The organism is Pseudomonas koreensis, from assembly GCF_012986595.1.
Lineage (GTDB): Bacteria > Pseudomonadota > Gammaproteobacteria > Pseudomonadales > Pseudomonadaceae > Aquipseudomonas > Aquipseudomonas koreensis.
Genome location: NZ_JAAQYM010000009.1, coordinates 238,384 through 254,632, shown reverse-complemented (window position 1 = coordinate 254,632; position 16,249 = coordinate 238,384). Strand labels below are relative to the sequence as shown.

Annotated in this window: 17 protein-coding genes; 5 read left to right on the top strand and 12 right to left on the bottom strand. The window is 59.8% G+C overall.

The features are described 5' to 3' along the window. Window positions 1-8 precede the first annotated feature (8 nt). Both ribF and murJ read right to left on the bottom strand, forming a co-directional pair. Window positions 9-947, bottom strand: a complete 939-nt coding sequence (ribF, locus tag HBN98_RS26665) for a bifunctional riboflavin kinase/FAD synthetase (protein WP_064589256.1) — start codon at window positions 945-947, stop codon at window positions 9-11. Between the two features lie 129 nt (window positions 948-1,076). Beyond that, complete coding sequence (gene murJ, locus HBN98_RS26660) at window positions 1,077-2,615, bottom strand: murein biosynthesis integral membrane protein MurJ (RefSeq protein ID WP_083367874.1); 1,539 nt, start codon at window positions 2,613-2,615, stop codon at window positions 1,077-1,079. 252 nt (window positions 2,616-2,867) lie between these two features. Here murJ and rpsT point away from each other — a divergent pair, with 252 nt between their 5' ends. After that, window positions 2,868-3,140 carry a 30S ribosomal protein S20 gene (gene rpsT / locus HBN98_RS26655; protein WP_003228351.1) on the top strand — a complete coding sequence of 91 codons (273 nt, stop codon included), beginning with the start codon at window positions 2,868-2,870 and terminating at the stop codon, window positions 3,138-3,140. A gap of 178 nt (window positions 3,141-3,318) precedes the next feature. On the opposite strand, the gene HBN98_RS26650 is transcribed toward rpsT, so the two are convergent. The 5 genes from HBN98_RS26650 to rplU form a co-directional block, all read right to left on the bottom strand. After that, window positions 3,319-3,786 (bottom strand): CreA family protein, encoded by a 468-nt coding sequence (locus tag HBN98_RS26650; protein WP_064589258.1) that lies wholly within the window; start codon window positions 3,784-3,786, stop codon window positions 3,319-3,321. Between the two features lie 12 nt (window positions 3,787-3,798). Beyond that, complete coding sequence (proB, locus tag HBN98_RS26645; RefSeq protein ID WP_083367873.1) at window positions 3,799-4,917, bottom strand: glutamate 5-kinase; 1,119 nt, start codon at window positions 4,915-4,917, stop codon at window positions 3,799-3,801. Window positions 4,918-5,054: 137 nt separating this feature from the next. After that, window positions 5,055-6,278 carry an Obg family GTPase CgtA gene (gene cgtA, locus HBN98_RS26640; protein WP_064589260.1) on the bottom strand — a complete coding sequence of 408 codons (1,224 nt, stop codon included), beginning with the start codon at window positions 6,276-6,278 and terminating at the stop codon, window positions 5,055-5,057. Between the two features lie 194 nt (window positions 6,279-6,472). Continuing rightward, window positions 6,473-6,730: a 50S ribosomal protein L27 gene (gene rpmA, locus HBN98_RS26635; protein WP_003228360.1), complete on the bottom strand. Its 258-nt coding sequence runs from the start codon at window positions 6,728-6,730 to the stop codon at window positions 6,473-6,475. A gap of 35 nt (window positions 6,731-6,765) precedes the next feature. After that, entirely contained in the window at window positions 6,766-7,077 is a 312-nt protein-coding gene (gene rplU, locus HBN98_RS26630; RefSeq protein ID WP_003228361.1) for a 50S ribosomal protein L21, read from the bottom strand. Between the two features lie 241 nt (window positions 7,078-7,318). On the opposite strand from rplU, the gene HBN98_RS26625 reads away from it, so the two are divergent. The 3 genes from HBN98_RS26625 (at window position 7,319) to HBN98_RS26615 (ending at window position 9,217) form a co-directional block, all read left to right on the top strand. Beyond that, window positions 7,319-8,287, top strand: a complete 969-nt coding sequence (locus HBN98_RS26625) for a polyprenyl synthetase family protein (protein ID WP_007963807.1) — start codon at window positions 7,319-7,321, stop codon at window positions 8,285-8,287. Between the two features lie 126 nt (window positions 8,288-8,413). After that, entirely contained in the window at window positions 8,414-8,755 is a 342-nt protein-coding gene (locus HBN98_RS26620) for a zinc ribbon domain-containing protein YjdM (RefSeq protein ID WP_025108781.1), read from the top strand. A gap of 204 nt (window positions 8,756-8,959) precedes the next feature. Further along, window positions 8,960-9,217 carry a PA4570 family protein gene (locus HBN98_RS26615; protein ID WP_008078558.1) on the top strand — a complete coding sequence of 86 codons (258 nt, stop codon included), beginning with the start codon at window positions 8,960-8,962 and terminating at the stop codon, window positions 9,215-9,217. Window positions 9,218-9,338: 121 nt separating this feature from the next. Here the strand turns inward: HBN98_RS26615 and HBN98_RS26610 are convergent, their stop codons facing one another. The 3 genes from HBN98_RS26610 to HBN98_RS26600 form a co-directional block, all read right to left on the bottom strand. After that, complete coding sequence (locus HBN98_RS26610; RefSeq protein ID WP_003228367.1) at window positions 9,339-9,956, bottom strand: BamJ family beta-barrel-assembly machinery protein; 618 nt, start codon at window positions 9,954-9,956, stop codon at window positions 9,339-9,341. Window positions 9,957-10,078: 122 nt separating this feature from the next. Further along, window positions 10,079-10,384 carry a DUF6482 family protein gene (locus HBN98_RS26605; RefSeq protein ID WP_064589262.1) on the bottom strand — a complete coding sequence of 102 codons (306 nt, stop codon included), beginning with the start codon at window positions 10,382-10,384 and terminating at the stop codon, window positions 10,079-10,081. A gap of 135 nt (window positions 10,385-10,519) precedes the next feature. Continuing rightward, window positions 10,520-11,008, bottom strand: coding sequence for a TIGR00645 family protein (locus HBN98_RS26600; protein WP_003228371.1), 489 nt, complete (start codon window positions 11,006-11,008; stop codon window positions 10,520-10,522). A 174-nt stretch (window positions 11,009-11,182) separates the two neighbouring features. Between HBN98_RS26600 and HBN98_RS26595 the strand changes: the two genes are divergently transcribed. Further along, window positions 11,183-13,015 carry a hypothetical protein gene (locus tag HBN98_RS26595; RefSeq protein ID WP_083367872.1) on the top strand — a complete coding sequence of 611 codons (1,833 nt, stop codon included), beginning with the start codon at window positions 11,183-11,185 and terminating at the stop codon, window positions 13,013-13,015. 6 nt (window positions 13,016-13,021) lie between these two features. Here HBN98_RS26595 and HBN98_RS26590 read toward each other — a convergent pair whose 3' ends face one another. Next, window positions 13,022-13,351 (bottom strand): PA4575 family protein, encoded by a 330-nt coding sequence (locus HBN98_RS26590; RefSeq protein ID WP_064589264.1) that lies wholly within the window; start codon window positions 13,349-13,351, stop codon window positions 13,022-13,024. Between the two features lie 323 nt (window positions 13,352-13,674). After that, complete coding sequence (locus HBN98_RS26585) at window positions 13,675-16,113, bottom strand: Lon protease family protein (protein WP_064589265.1); 2,439 nt, start codon at window positions 16,111-16,113, stop codon at window positions 13,675-13,677. Between the last annotated feature and the right edge of the window lie 136 nt (window positions 16,114-16,249).

The window sequence follows — 16,249 nt, the reverse complement described above, 5'->3', positions numbered from 1 at the left end:
GCTCTTCATTAGCGATGGGCGCTAGGTGCGGCTAGTGCACGGGCGGCGGCGACATCCGCGTTGATCGCCGTTTTCAGTGCCTCCAGGGAGGCGAAGCGCTGCTCTTCACGCAGCTTTTGGTGGAAAACCACCGTCAGACGCCGGTCATACAGATCGCCGGCAAAATCCAATAGATGAACTTCAAGGTGGGCCTTGCCATCACCTTGCACCGTGGGCCGCACGCCAATGTTGGCGACGCCGGGCCAGGTCTTGCCGTCGATGTCCACATCCACCAGATACACCCCGGTGAACGGCACGCGACGACGCTTGAGTTGAATGTTGGCAGTGGGCGTACCCAGTTGCCGGGCCAGTTTCTGGCCGTGCAGCACGCGACCGGCGATCCGGTACGGGCGGCCGAGCAGGCGTTCGGCCAGGGCAAAATCGGCGGCGGCCAACGCGTTGCGCACCTGGGTGCTGCTGACACGAATGCCGTCCAGCTCGACGGTTTGCGCGGCTTCAACGGTAAAACCGTGAACTTGTCCGGCCTGCATCAGGAAATCGAAATCACCGAGGCGGTCGCAGCCAAAACGGAAATCATCGCCGACTTCCAGATGCTGTACGCCGAGACCGTCCACCAGGATGGTGTCGACGAACTCGCTGGCGCTGAGCTTGCTCAGGCGCTGGTTGAACGCCAGGCACAAGACCCGGTCGACGCCTTCGGCGGCCAGCAGCTGCAGCTTGTCGCGCAAGCGGGCCAGACGCGCCGGAGCGGTCTCGGGGGCAAAGAATTCCCGTGGCTGCGGCTCGAAAATCACCACGCAGCTGGGTACGCCCAACTCGAGCGCACGCTCACGCAGCCGGGCGAGGATAGCCTGGTGACCACGGTGAACACCGTCAAAGTTGCCAATAGTGGCGACGCAGCCCCGATGCTGGGGGCGCAAGTTGTGGAGGCCTCGAACCAGCTGCATAACGCGCTTCTTGCTCATAAAGTGGTCGATTATAACCACACCCGACGGCCGACGACAGGCAACACCGTAACGCAAAGTGATCGAGCCGACAAAACTGCCGGCCCGTGCCCGTCTTTAAAGGATGAAACCTCAGCTCAAGGCCTTGCGATTGAAGTCGCGCAGGCGGAAACCGAGCAGCAGCAACATGCCGAAATAAGCCACCACGCCAGCGACCACCAGCGCTCCCAGTCGCAGGAAGCGCTCCAGCATGTGCCCCTGATCCCAGGCCGGCATGAAATGCATGCCCAGCAGCAGCACCGCCGACATCACCGCCACCGCCACCACCAGCTTGAAGCCGAAGGTGTACCAGCCCGGTTGCGGCTGATACATCTTTTGCTTGCGCAGTTGATAGAACAACAGGCCGGCATTGAGGCAGGCCCCGGCACTGATCGCCAATGCCAGACCGGCATGAGCCAACGGACCGATCAGCACCAGGTTGAACAGCTGCGTGCACACCAGCGTGAAGATTGCGATTTTCACCGGCGTACGGATGTTCTGTTGCGCATAAAAGCCAGGCGCCAGCACCTTGATCACGATAATGCCGAGTAGACCGACAGAATAAGCAATCAACGCACGCTGGGTCATCTCGGCATCGAAGCCACTGAACTGACCGTACTGGAACAATGAAACGGTCAACGGTTCGGCGAGAATGCCCAACGCCAGCGAACAGGGCAGCACCAGCACAAAGCACAGACGCAAACCCCAGTCGAGGATTCGCGAATACTCGTGACGATCCTTGCTGGCGTAGGTCTTGGCCAGGGTCGGCAGCAGGATCGTACCCAGCGCCACGCCGAGCACGCCGGACGGCAATTCCATCAAACGGTCGGCGTAATACATCCACGACACCGAGCCGGCCACCAGAAACGAGGCAAAAATGGTGTTGATGATCAGCGAAATCTGGCTGACCGACACGCCGAGGATCGCCGGCAGCATCTGCTTCATCACCCGCCAGACACCGCTATCACGCAGGTTCAGGCGCGGCAGTACCAGCATGCCGATCTTTTTCAAGTGCGGCAGTTGATAGAGCAACTGCGCCAGGCCGCCGACCAGCACCGCCCAGCCAAGGGCCATGACCGGCGGATCGAAATACGGCGTGAGGAACAGCGCAAACACAATCATGCTGACGTTCAGCAGCGTCGGCACAAAGGCCGGCACCGAGAAGCGGTTCCAGGTATTGAGGATCGCCCCGGCCAACGAGGACAGGGAAATCAGCAATATATAAGGGAAGGTCACCCGCAACAGGTCGGAAGTGAGCTGGAATTTTTCCGGTGTGTCGGTAAAACCGGGCGCCGTGGCCCAGATCACCCAAGGTGCGGCAATCATGCCCAGCGCCGTGACCAGCGCCAGCACCAATGTCAGCAAGCCGGAAACATAGGCAATAAAGGTTCGGGTCGCCTCCTCGCCCTTCTGGCTTTTGTATTCCGCCAGGATCGGCACGAATGCCTGGGAGAACGCGCCCTCGGCGAAGATTCGTCGCAGCAGATTGGGCAATTTGAAGGCAATAAAGAAGGCGTCCGTCGCCATTCCGGCGCCGAATGTGCGAGCGATGAGCGTGTCACGGACGAACCCGAGAATCCGGGAAAGCATCGTGATAGAGCTGACAGCGGCCAACGATTTGAGCAGATTCATTGAGGGAATTTGTGCCTGTCGATAAACAGCAGGCGAACAATGCGCCCACTTGTGCGATACTCCGCGCCGCAACAGCACAGAGCCAAAGCTCGCGAGTTTACAGGTCAAGCGCCGGAAATAAATATCCCGCCTCTTCATACCTACCACTTAGCGGAACGATTCAAGTGCCCTTGACAAGACAAGTCTTCATCGGCATGATTCGCGGCCTATTTTGTTTGCTATTTCCTAAAAAGTCTTTCGAGGAGCTCGACGGTGGCCAACTCACCTTCCGCCAAAAAACGTGCAAAACAGGCTGAGAAGCGTCGCAGCCACAACGCCAGCCTGCGTTCCATGGTTCGTACCTACATCAAGAATGTAGTTAAGGCCATCGACGCAAAAGACGCTGAAAAAGCTCAAGCTGCATACGTTCTGGCTGTGCCAGTTATCGACCGTATGGCCGATAAAGGCATCATCCACAAGAACAAGGCTGCTCGTCATAAGAGCCGTCTGAATGGCCACGTCAAGGCACTGAAAGAAGCTGCTTAATCGACGTAGTCATTAAAAAACCGACTCTAGGGTCGGTTTTTTATTGCCTGCGATTTGGCAAATCCAGCGCAAAAAATGAAGGAGCGAGACTGCTCGCAAAGTGATCTGCCAGATAAATCATCACTGACTGACACACCGCTTCGCGAGCAGGCTCACCCCCACAATGAGTTTTGCGCTGTTACTGCTGAACCGGCACCCACGGCACGATCGGGATCGCCGTCACCGCATTCTGCGGGCTGCCCTCAATCACACGATCGCTATAGACCAGGTACACCAGTGTATTGCGCTTCTTGTCGAGGAAACGCACCACCTGCATGGTCTTGAACACCAGCGACGTGCGCTCCTTGAACACCTCGTCGCCATCCTTCAGCTCACCCTTGAACTTGATCGGGCCGACCTGACGACAAGCAATCGACGACTCGGCGCGATCCTCCGCCAGACCCAGACCACCCTTGACTCCACCAGTCTTGGCGCGCGACAGATAGCACGTTACGCCGTCGACCTTCGGATCATCGAAGGCCTCGACCACGATCCGATCATTCGGACCAACGAACTTGAATACCGTCGACACCTGACCGATTTCCTCGGCCGAGGCCAGCAATGGCAACGCCATCAGCAGGCCCAACAATCCTTTTGCCATGCGCATGTGTTTTTCCCCTCAGACCAGAATCAGGTTGTCACGGTGAACCAGCTCCGGCTCAGCCATGTAGCCCAGCACGCCGACAATCGCATCTGACGACTGACCGATGATTTTTTGCGCTTCCAGAGCACTGTAGTTGGCCAGGCCACGGGCGATCTCACGACCGTCCGGCGCCACGCAAACCACCATCTCGCCACGACGGAAGCTACCCTGCACCAGCTTCACGCCGACCGGCAGCAGACTCTTGTTGCCCTGCGACAATGCCGACACCGCCCCCTCATCCAGCACCAGTGTGCCGCGAGTCTGCAGATGCCCGGCCAGCCACTGCTTGCGCGCCGCCAGCATGCCGCGCTCAGGCGACAGCAACGTGCCGATGCGCTCGCCGGCCTTGAGCCGATCGAGCACACGCTCCAGGCGACCACCGACAATGATCGTATGCGCCCCGGAACGCGCTGCCAGCCGCGCCGCACGCAACTTGGTCTGCATACCACCACGGCCCAGCGCACCACCGGTACCGCCCGCCACTGCATCCAGGGTCGGGTCATCGGCGCGCGCTTCGTAAATCAGCTGCGCGTCAGGATTGTTGCGCGGGTCGGCGTCGAACATGCCGTCGCGGTCGGTCAGGATCACCAACAGATCAGCCTCGACCAGGTTGGCCACCAGCGCCGCCAGCGTATCGTTGTCACCGAAACGGATTTCGTCAGTCACCACGGTGTCGTTTTCATTGATCACCGGAATGACTTTCAGCTCGACCAGCGCACGCAGGGTGCTGCGGGCGTTCAGGTAGCGTTTGCGGTCGGACAGGTCGTCGTGAGTCAGAAGAATCTGCGCGGTGTGACGACCATGCTCGGCAAAGCTCGACTCCCAGGCCTGCACCAACCCCATCTGGCCGATTGCAGCGGCGGCCTGGAGCTCGTGCATCGCAGTGGGTCGTGCGGTCCAGCCCAGGCGGCTCATGCCGGCTGCGACGGCGCCGGAAGACACCAGCACCAGCTCGACGCCCGCCTCATGCAGGGCCACCATCTGCTCAACCCAGACACCCATTGCCTTGCGATCCAGCCCCTTGCCGTCCGCCGTCAGCAAAGCGCTGCCGATCTTCACGACCCAACGCTGCGCACCTGTCACTTTGCTCCGCATCATCTTCAACCTTAGCTTGAGGACAGCGCGACCCAGCGCTGCCCATGACGTTAATCGTGGCTATTGGTGACCAGCGATCGATTTCCAGATACTAAAACGCCGCTCGATTGAGCGGCGCTTAAGTTTACTGCAACGAATCAGTCGCGCACGTAAATGATTTCCGGACCGTCTTCATCATCCACATCTTCTTCGTCCCAGTCATCATCGCCGATGTCGTGGACCGACTTCACGCCGCTGCGACGCAGGGCACGCTTGTCATCCAGCGCCTGCAACTGAGCACGGGCTTCGTCTTCGATGCGCTGATCGAGATCGGCCAGCTCTTCCTTGTACGCAGGGTCGTTGGCCAGGCGATCGGCACGATCTTCCAGATAACGCATGATGTCGCGGGTCAGGCGCTCAGTGCCTTCTTTGGCGATGGCCGAGATCACATAGACCGGGCCTTCCCATTGCAGACGCTCAACGATTTCCTTGACGCGCTCTTCGTGCTCTTCTTCGAGGATCTGGTCGCATTTGTTCAGCACCAGCCAGCGATCACGCTCGGCCAGTGACGGACTGAACTTGACCAGCTCGTTGACGATCACTTCAGCCGCATCCGGCGCACTGCTGTCATCCAGCGGCGCCATGTCGACGAGGTGCAGCAACAGGCGGGTACGCGCCAAGTGTTTGAGGAAGCGAATGCCCAGACCAGCACCGTCGGAAGCGCCTTCGATCAGCCCCGGAATGTCGGCGATGACGAAGCTTTTCCAGCGATCGACGCTGACCACACCGAGGTTCGGCACCAGCGTGGTGAACGGGTAGTCGGCGACTTTCGGCTTGGCGGCCGACACCGAACGGATAAAGGTACTTTTACCGGCGTTCGGCAAGCCCAGCAGACCGACGTCGGCCAGCACTTTCATTTCCAGTTTCAGGTCACGCTGCTCACCCGGTTTACCCGGAGTGGTCTGGCGTGGCGCACGGTTGGTACTGGACTTGAAACGGGTGTTGCCCAGACCGTGCCAGCCGCCCTGCACCACCATCAGTTTCTGGCCGGCCTTGGTCAGGTCGCCAATCACTTCCTGGGTGGCCGAGTCGATCACGGTTGTACCGACCGGCACGCGCAGGATCAGGTCTTCACCCTTCTTGCCGGTGCAATCGGTGCTGCCACCGTTGGAGCCACGCTCGGCATCGAAGTGCCGGGTGTAACGGTAGTCGACCAGGGTGTTGAGGTTTTCGTCGGCCATCATGTAGATGGAACCGCCGTCACCGCCATCGCCGCCGTTCGGACCGCCGTTTTCAATGAATTTTTCCCGACGGAAACTCATGCAGCCATTGCCACCGTCGCCAGCTTTTACGCGGATCGATACTTCGTCTACAAACTTCATAACTCAACGCCTCTCGCCATACGGACGAGCCGAAAAACAATCAAGACATAAGACTCTTGCAAAAATGAGCGCAGCGACTCCAAAACACGACCTGCATCGCACGCCGACAGCCCATACAAACAGTTTTGCAAGAGACTCACCCCACAAACGAAAAAGCCCCGTCGCAAGACAGGGCTCTTCCAGCGATCTCGCGATTAAGCCGCGACAACGCTCACGTAACGACGACCGAAGGCGCCTTTTACTTCAAACTTGATCACGCCTTCGATTTTCGCGAAGAGGGTGTGATCTTTACCCATGCCAACGCCGTAGCCAGCGTGGAATTGGGTGCCGCGCTGACGCACGATGATGTTGCCGGCCTTGATGACCTGGCCGCCATACATCTTCACGCCAAGGCGTTTGGCTTCTGAGTCGCGACCGTTACGGGTACTACCACCAGCTTTTTTGTGTGCCATGAGTTCAATTCTCCTAGTGAGGAATTAGGCTGTAATTAAGCCTGAATACCGGTGATTTTGATCTCGGTGAACCACTGGCGGTGGCCCATACGCTTCATGTGGTGCTTACGGCGACGGAACTTGATGATGCGGACTTTATCGTGACGACCTTGGGAGATCACTTCAGCCTTGACGGTTGCGCCAGCAACAACAGGTGCGCCGATGTTCACGTCGTCGCCATTGGCGACCAGCAGAACGCGGTCAAAAGTCACGGATTCGCCAGTAGCGACTTCCAGTTTTTCGATCTTCAGGTATTCACCTTCAGCGACCTTGTATTGCTTACCGCCGGTAACGATTACTGCGTACATGGTATTTCTCCGATAATCCTGCTCACCCAGCTCTTTATAAGAAGAGGTATTGGCTGGCATGGCTGCATGGGGCTGGAACGGCCCAAGTGCAATTGCGTAAGGCAGGTGCTGCCCAGGAAGTTCAGGGTGCGCGATTGTACGCAAGCCGCGAGAGTCACGCAAGTGGCCGTCCATCGCGCCTTGACAGGCCCCGGTGGGGGTCCTAGCATGCCGCGCAACCCTTCTGGAGCAACTGTCGCTGATGCAACCCCAAGCTTTCTACCGCGCGGTGGCGGACGATTTTAGCGCCGTCGACGGCATCATCAAGAAGCAGCTGACTTCCCGAGTGCCGCTGGTATCGAAAATCGGCGATTACATCACTTCGGCCGGCGGCAAACGCCTGCGTCCTTTGTTGGTGCTGCTGTGTGGCAAGGCGCTCGGCCGCGAAGGCGATGACCTGCGCCTGCTGGCCGCCACCATCGAATTCCTGCACACCGCAACCCTGCTGCATGACGACGTGGTCGACATGTCCGGCATGCGCCGCGGCCGCTCGACCGCCAACGCCATGTGGGGCAACGCCCCGAGCGTACTGGTCGGCGACTTCCTCTACTCGCGCTCGTTCGAGATGATGGTCGAGCTGGGCTCGATGCCGGTGATGAAGATCCTGTCCCAGGCCACGCGCATCATCGCCGAAGGCGAAGTGTTGCAACTGTCCAAGGTGCGCGACGCCAGCACCACCGAAGAAACCTACATGGAAGTCATCCGCGGCAAGACCGCGATGCTCTTCGAAGCCTCGACCCACAGCGCGGCGGCGCTGGCCGGTGCCACCGCCGAGCAGAGCGAAGCCCTGCGCACCTTCGGCGATCACCTGGGCGTGGCATTCCAGCTGGTCGACGACCTGCTCGACTACAAGGGCGACGCCGAGACCCTAGGCAAGAACGTCGGCGACGATCTGGCCGAAGGCAAGCCGACTCTGCCGCTGATCTACACCATGCGCGAAGGCACCCCTGAACAGGCGGCGCTGGTGCGTCAGGCGATCCAGAAAGGCGGGATCGAAGACCTCGAAAGCATTCGCATTGCCGTGGAAGCCTCGGGCTCGCTGGAGTACACCGCGCAACTGGCCCGCGACTACGTGGCCCGTGCGATCAAGTGCCTCGACGCACTGCCGGCCAGCGAATACCGCGATGCACTGGTGGAACTGAGTGAATTTGCGGTCGCCCGCACGCACTGATCACCGCGCAATCAAAGAGCCGCAGCCTTCCCCAGAAGCCTGCGGCTTTTTGTTGCCTGCCCTCTGAGCGCTAAAACCTTATACAATGTGCGACTTTTAGCGAACCACATCCCTCAAGGAGCCTTAGTGAGCACGTTGCCACCCTGCCCGAAATGCAATTCCGAATACACCTACGAAGACGGTGCCCAACTGATCTGCCCTGAGTGCGCCCACGAGTGGTCGGCCAGCGGCGAAGCCGAAGTGGCGTCCGATGATGCCGTGAAAAAGGATTCGGTCGGCAACGTCCTGCAGGATGGCGACACCATCACCGTGATCAAGGACCTGAAGGTCAAGGGCACTTCGCTGGTGGTCAAGGTAGGCACCAAGGTCAAGAACATCCGCCTGTGCGACGGCGACCACGACATCGACTGCAAGATCGACGGCATCGGCCCGATGAAGCTCAAGTCCGAGTTCGTCAGAAAAGTCTGATCCTGCTGTCAACCATCCCGCGCCCGGCGTGGGATGGTGCTTCGCCCTCCCCGCTTGCCCCTGCACCGACGCGTAATAGCCAGACGCCAGCCGTTTTGACCTTACGCAATCTTTACCCGGAAAAAATCGCAATCCGCCAATAGGCACTTGCTATTTGACGAATAAGAATTATTCTCATTGAAACCTTTCAAGGAGATGAGACCCATGACTTATTTGATCGACGCCTGGCTGGATCGCCCACACCCGTACCTCAGGATCCTGCATCGGGAAACCGGAGAAGTCTGTGCGGTACTGGAAGAAGAAGCTCTGCATGAACTGCAGGATCAAGGTGATCTGGACGTCAGCAGCCTGAATTCCAGCGAACCGCTGGTGCTCAAGGAGCTGGTGCGCAATCTGTTCCTGTTCTGCTATGCCCGGGCCTTGCGCCCGACCCATGAGCTGCATCACAAGATCGAAATATGAGTAGCGCTGAAAAAATTGTGGGAGGCAGCCTGCTGGCGATGGCATCAACCCGGTCTTGAAGAAAACCAGGTCGACCCAATCGCCAGCAGGCGGGCGCCCACATCAGCCTGCAGGCGAGGTCTTACAGAACGTCCAGCAGCTCGACGTCGAATACCAGAACGCTGTGCGGCGGGATGCTGCCAACGCCTTGAGCGCCGTAAGCCAGTTCGCTCGGCACGTACAGGCGCCATTTGCTGCCGGCATTCATCAGTTGCAGGGCTTCGGTCCAGCCGGCGATCACGCCGCCTACCGGGAATTCTGCTGGCTGACCACGATCGTAGGAGCTGTCGAACACGGTGCCGTCGATCAGCATGCCGTGGTAGTGAGTACGCACGGTGTCTTCACGGGATGGCTTGGCGCCTTCGCCTTGGGTCAGCACTTCGAACTGCAGACCGGAGGCCAGGGTGGTGATGCCTTCTTTCTTGGCGTTTTCAGCCAGGAACGCACGGCCTTCGCCTGCGGCGGCTTCAGCTTTGGCGGCGGCTTCGGCTTGCATGATCTCGCGGATCACTTTGAAGCTGGCGGACATTGCTTCCTGATCCACGCGGCTTGGCTTACCGGCGAATGCGTCGGTCAGACCGGCCAGGATAGCGTCTAGGCTGACACCCGGTGGCGGGTTGTCGCGCAGCTGGTCACCCAGCTGACGGCCGATGCCGTAGCTGACGCGGGTTTCGTCGGTGGACAGATTTACTTCGGACATGACACTGCTCCGCTGTGCGGACGGCCATCAGACTTGCCGTGCGTGCACAGCGCGTCCCGGCGCGCCCGGAACCTAAAAGGGCGAGCAGACTAGCACAGATGCCCGGCGATGGCGCGCAAGGCCTACAGGGCCGAGCGCCAGACCAGCGGCACTTTCAGGCTTTCCTCGTCACTGGCGCCAAGTCCGCACATTTCATCGTGTACCGAGGTGTGCACGAGGTTGAACGGCAGCACCGGGAAGTTATGCAGCAACTCCCGCGCATGCTCCACCGAACGCAGCGTCAGCATCTCGCCCTTGGGATCACTCAGCGGATACGCCGCCCCGTGCATCCGCGCCTCGAGCAGATAAATCCCGCCCTCCATGGAGATCAGGTTCAGCTCATCGACCTTCCTGGCAATGGCAAACGCATTCAACTCTTGCAGGTTCATGAACGCACCTCACGCGGTGGCGAGCGAAGACCCTTACAGGGATATGCCCGCGCGCACCAAAGCACAAGCCGCAAACGACACCGCCCGTCTGTTTCGCAACAGACGGGCGGTGTTTTTGCAACGATCAATCAGTGATCAGTGCTTGGTGACCTTGTCCAGGTAACCCATGGCGAACGCCGAGATCACAAAGGTCATGTGGATAATCACGTACCACATCAGGTGCTCGGGATCGACGTTCTTGGCGTCCATGAAAATCCGCAGCAGGTGGATCGAGGAAATCGCCACGATGGAGGCCGCCACTTTCATCTTCAGCGACGAAGAGTCCATGGTGCCCAGCCAGTTGAGCTTTTCCTTGTTGTCGTCGATGTCCAGTTGCGAGACGAAGTTTTCGTAGCCGGAAATCATCACCATCACCAGCAGGCCGCCGACCAGCGCCATGTCGATCAGCGACAGCAGCACCAGGATCAGGTCCGATTCGGCCATCGAGAACACGTTGGGGATGACGTGGAAGACTTCCTGGAAAAATTTCAGTGCCAGCGCCAGCAACCCGAGGGACAGGCCGAAGTAGATCGGCGCCAGCAGCCAGCGCGAGGCGTACATTGCGTTTTCGAAAAAGCGTTCCATTGAATCTCACACAAGGGGGGTTGTAATCGGGGGCGAGTATAACAGTCACCTGTGACCGCCAGAAACCGCCCGGTTCGCACCTCCAATCGCCGCAACCTGCGTGTGTGCATGATTTTTTTTCTGCTACTGTCCAAACCATTGACCGCCTAGCGAAAGTGGACAGGACGACTGGAAATGGATGTGCGATTGCCGTTGACGACTGCCGGAATTTGCCTCGCGCTGCTGCTCGGTGGCTGCTCTCCCGGCGAGGAGAAAAAACCCTCGGTCAGCCTCGAAGCCAAAACGGCGACGTTCGAACATTCACTGGACGCGATTACCGATCCGAAGCTCAAGGACGCCGTGACCGAACTCGGCGGCTCACTGTTGCTGCTGGAGCGCGCGCAGCTCAAGCTCGACAGCACACCGCTGAAAACCGTGTACGGCGAAGACACCCTGGGCATCCTCAAGCACTACCCTTCCCCGCAGGCGCTGGTCGATACCTTCATCAACGGGCTATTCGTGCTGCACAAGGACGCCAGCTCCGACTACCTCACCGACCTGCAACCGGTGTTCCCCTTCAATCTCAACATTCCCGGCGGCTTCCTGTTTCCCCACGGCGTGGAATGGCAGTCGGTGACGCTGAGCAACAAACGCGTGATCGCCTATCAGCCGGAGTGGTCGGAAACCGACCCCGGCATCCAGTTGAGCCCGTCCAGTTCCAACGTCAACAACCCTGATGACCTGACCGTGACCTACCCGTTCATCGAAGGCCTGGACGTCGACAAGAAGAGCCAGCCGCAACCGGTGAGCCTGCAAGGCAAAGTCGAAGTCATCACGCCGCGCCGCCTGTTCAGCTTCAACCTGAGCCAGAAAGACGTCGGCCAGACCCGCACCGACGACAACCTCAGCGTCACCCTGCTGAAGCTGGAAAAGAACTACGCCGAAGTCGAATTCAATAACAGCCTGCCCCTGGCCCCCGAGGTCGAAGGGGCGCAGCTCAATCCGCTGATCGTTCAGGCCCGCGACACTACCGGGCAATACCTGGTGCGCGCCGGCTCGATCAACGAGAGCCCGGCACAAGTGGCGTTCTACGAGAAACAACTGGCGCATCTGCAACAGCAGAAAACCTGGAGCGAGACCCTGGAAAAACAGCTGGAGGACGACCAGCATGCCTTCGAGCAGCAGCACCCGCGCCGCTATAACAAGGTCTACTTCAACGGCCCTGTCGAGACCCTGGAAGTCAGCGTGCTCGATTTCTCATCGGCGACCGTGACCCGCAAGGCCCTGGACCTGCCGGTGCGCACGTTCGACCAACACACCACGGACAAAGCCATCCAGCCGCTGGACCTGCCGGTGGTGGTGTATGACGATCTGGCGCCGAACTGGCTCAAGGGCGCGAGCCTGACCGAGGAAGAGCTGAAGGCCGGCGTTCGCATCCATCAGTCCGTAGAAGAGCCGAGCGCTGCACGCATCGAGTTCTCCCACCGCAGAACCTTCAACGATGAATTGCTCGGCGATGACTTCAGCCCTGGCGAAAGCCCGGTGACGTTCTTCACCGAGAAACGCAGTGGCAAACTCGATGAGCCGATCGAACTGCCGCCCGAGGCGTATCAGGTCGATCCGCTGCAAGCGACCATCACCTACGATCTGAACCTGTTCCCGGAAACCCCGGCGATTGCCGTGGGCTCGATGCCGCTGTTCCTCGCGACCGTAGACAAACAAGCCTACGACGCCAAATCGCTGCCCAAAGGTCTGGAGATCAAGAACAACATGTTGGTGGTGGACCTGAAACGGTTCCCGGCCAACGCCTGGCGATTCTTCGTCAAGGATGACAGTGGCAACTACCTGAAACAGATTCTCTCGGTCAGCCACGATGCGAGCGCGGAAGGCCCGGCGCTGTTTGGCGTGCATTATTTCTATGGCCGTCCAACGCGCGTGGAGACCTATCAGCGAACCGAACTCAATACCGTGCAATACGGCTTTGAGGTCAAGCTCGACAAGGCGCAGTTGCCCGACACTGCGCCGTGATTTCGCCTAATGGTCGAACACGCCGACCGGACGCCCGCGTCCACCGTTGATCTGGCGCAGCTGTGCCTGCAGGTGCAGGCTCCAGATCTGCGGATCGTCGGCCAACTCATAGCCGTGCATGGTCAGGCTTTCAACAATGGTGTCGAGAATCGACTCGGCGGCGACCGGCCCGTGGAACGGGCCCTGGGCCTTGATCGCGGAAGGTTGCTCACCGGCCATGCCGGCGGCGAAGAGCAGAGTCCACATGCCGTTATCGCCGGCCAAAGGCTTGATGGCGCACTCGATACGGGTCACAAGACCCAGGCATTGACGGGTGAGGCAGAGGTTGCGCGACATGGCGGCGACCCTCGGTAAAACCTGTATTCAGCCCTCACGCGAAGGCTGTTTCGATCCAGTGATACTGTCGATGTCCTTGAGCTGAGAATAGAAGAAAAGTCCGCCGCGCAAGCCGGATAGAACCAGAAGGCGCCGAATGGTCATTGTGTGAATTCTGACGTCAGAGTAGTGGCACTTTTCCTGAAGATCACCGCAATAACCAATGTTGAAAACAAATGTAGGAGTGAGCCTGCTCGCGATGGCGGCGCGTCAGGCAACATTTTTGCCGACTGACACACCGCCATCGCGAGCAGGCTCACTCCTACAGTTTGACCGCGCCAGGCTTAGGCCGGCTTGGCTTCAGCCAGGGCTTCCTGCGCTAATTCTTTTTCAGCTTCCTTCAGGTCCTCTTCGCTGATCATCTCGGCAATCACCCGCAGACGCTCCACCACCCGTGCGTTGACACTGCCCTCCGGGAACTGACCATCGGCATCCGGCTCACCGGCCGGCTCGCCCACCAGCAGGCTCAGCGCCTCGTCAGCCTGACGCACGGCGTACACGTGGAATTGCCCGGCGCGCACCGCCGCCAGCACCTTCTCGTCGAGCATCAGCGTGGCGACGTTGGCCTGCGGAATGATCGCGCCCTGCTCGCCGGTCAGCCCGCGTGCTTCGCAGAGGCGGAAGAAACCTTCGATCTTCTCGTTGACCCCGCCGACCGCCTGCACTTCACCAAACTGGTTGATCGAACCGGTGATCGCGAAACACTGCTTGAGCGGGGTTTTCGACAGCGCCGAAATCAGCGTGCACGCCTCGCCCAGCGACGCACTGTCGCCATCGACGTAACCGTAGGATTGCTCCAGCGCGATGCTCGCGGAAATCGCCAGCGGGAATTCCTGGGCATAACGGCTGCCCAGATACCCGGTGAGGATCATCACGCCCTTGGAGTGGATTGGCTGACCCAGGTTGACCTCGCGCTCGATGTCGACGATGCCGCTGCCGCCCGGGTACACCGTGGCGGAAATCCGCGCCGGCACACCGAATGCCGAGTCACCGACTTCGAGCACGGTCAGGCCGTTGCATTTGCCGACCGCCGCGCCGTCGGTGTCGATCAGGATGATCCCCGCGAGCATGTCGTCGAGAATCCGTGCCGATACGCGGCCGGTGCGAGTGGCCTTGGCTTTCAGCGCCCGTTCGATGTGTCCGGCGTCGGTCATTTCATCGCCGGCCAGATGACGAATGAAGTCCGCCTCGCTGACCAGCTGAAACAGGTCGCCGATCCGCGCCGACAAACGCCCCTGATGTTCGGCCAGACGCGCGCTGTAGGTGGCCAGACGCGCCACCGCGTCGGCGGTCAGCGGCGCCATGCCTTCTTCCGAAGTGCGGGTTTTCAGCAACTGGGCGAACTGCTCCAGGCTTTCGTCGACCATCGGGATGTCTTCGTCGAAGTCGACCAGTACCCGGAACATCTCCTGGAAGTCCGGATCCAGGTCCTGCAGCGTGTAATACAACTGCCGCGCACCGATGATTACCACTTTGACCTGCAGCGGAATGTGCTGCGGGTTGAGGGTCACGGTGGCGAAGCGGCCCATCTCGCCCAGCGGCGACTCCATCTTCAGCTTGCGCGATTGCAGGGCGCGTTTCAGCGCATCCCACACGAACGGCTCGCTGAGCATTTTTTCCGCTTCCAGAATCAGGAAGCCGCCGTTGGCGCGATGCAGCGCACCCGGACGCAACTGCCGATAGGTGGTGTAGAGCGCGCCCTGATCGGTGGTGTATTCGATGCGCCCGAACAGGTTTTCGTAGGTCGGGTGTGGCTCGAACACCACCGGCGCACCGCCACTGTGCGGATGACCGACCACCAGGCTCGGCGCGTATTGCTCTTCCAGCAGCTTGCGGGCGACGGCGTCGGTCTTGCTGTCGTCGACCAGTTGCTCGACCACGGTTTTCAGCAGGTACACCTGCATCGCTTGCAGGTAACCGCAGACCGCGGCGTTCTCCGCGTACTTCTCCGACAGCGGCGACAGCAGTGGCTGCAAGGCCAGGGTGATGGTTTCTTCGTTGAGCGAACGCAGTTGGTTGTTCGACTCACGCTTCCACTGCGGCAGGCTGGCGAGTTCTTCGTTCAGCCGTTCTTCAAGACCGGAAATGTCCTCGTGAAAACGTTCGCGCTCGGCTTCCGGCAATTGCGAAAACTCGGCTTCATCCAGCGCCTTGCCTTCGAGCATCGGAGTGAAGGCGATGTTGCTGCTGTCGCGGTACAGGGCGACGTCCTTTTCCAGGGCCAGACGTTCGATGACGTCCAGTGCCTTGTCGTAGCGCTGGTTGAAGGCGCGGTCGATGGCGCTCTTCTTCTGCTGGTAGGACGGGTGTTCAAACACCGCCGGGAATGTCGCCAGCAGGTTGTCGATCAAGCCGTTGATGTCACCGATGAACGCAGCGGCCGTGCCCGAAGGCAGTTCCAGCGCGCGGGGTTCGCGCGGTTCATCGAAGTTGTTGACGTAGACCCAGTCCGCCGGGGTCTGCAGGCGTTTGCCTTCGGCTTTCAGGTAGCGTTTGACGAACGAGAAGCGGCCGGTGCCGGGTTCGCCCATGACAAACACGTTGTAACCGGGGCGTGGCATGGCCACACCGAACTGCAAGGCTTCGACCGCACGTTCCTGGCCAAGCACACCGCGAAAGGGCTCCAGATCATTGGTGGTAGTGAAGCTGAACTGTTCAGCGGAAAACGGACGGGTCAGCGCTTCAGGCGCTAGACGCAAGCTGGCAGCAACAGGATCAGGCATCGGACTTCCTTAACAATCAGGCGGGGCAGATAGCGGCATTCTGGCGCTGCCCGTGCCCCACTGGCAAGGCGCGCCACGTGTCAAAGCATAGACAAACGCCGTGCCGCGCGGCCCGCCCCGTGAAACCGGGGTTTTC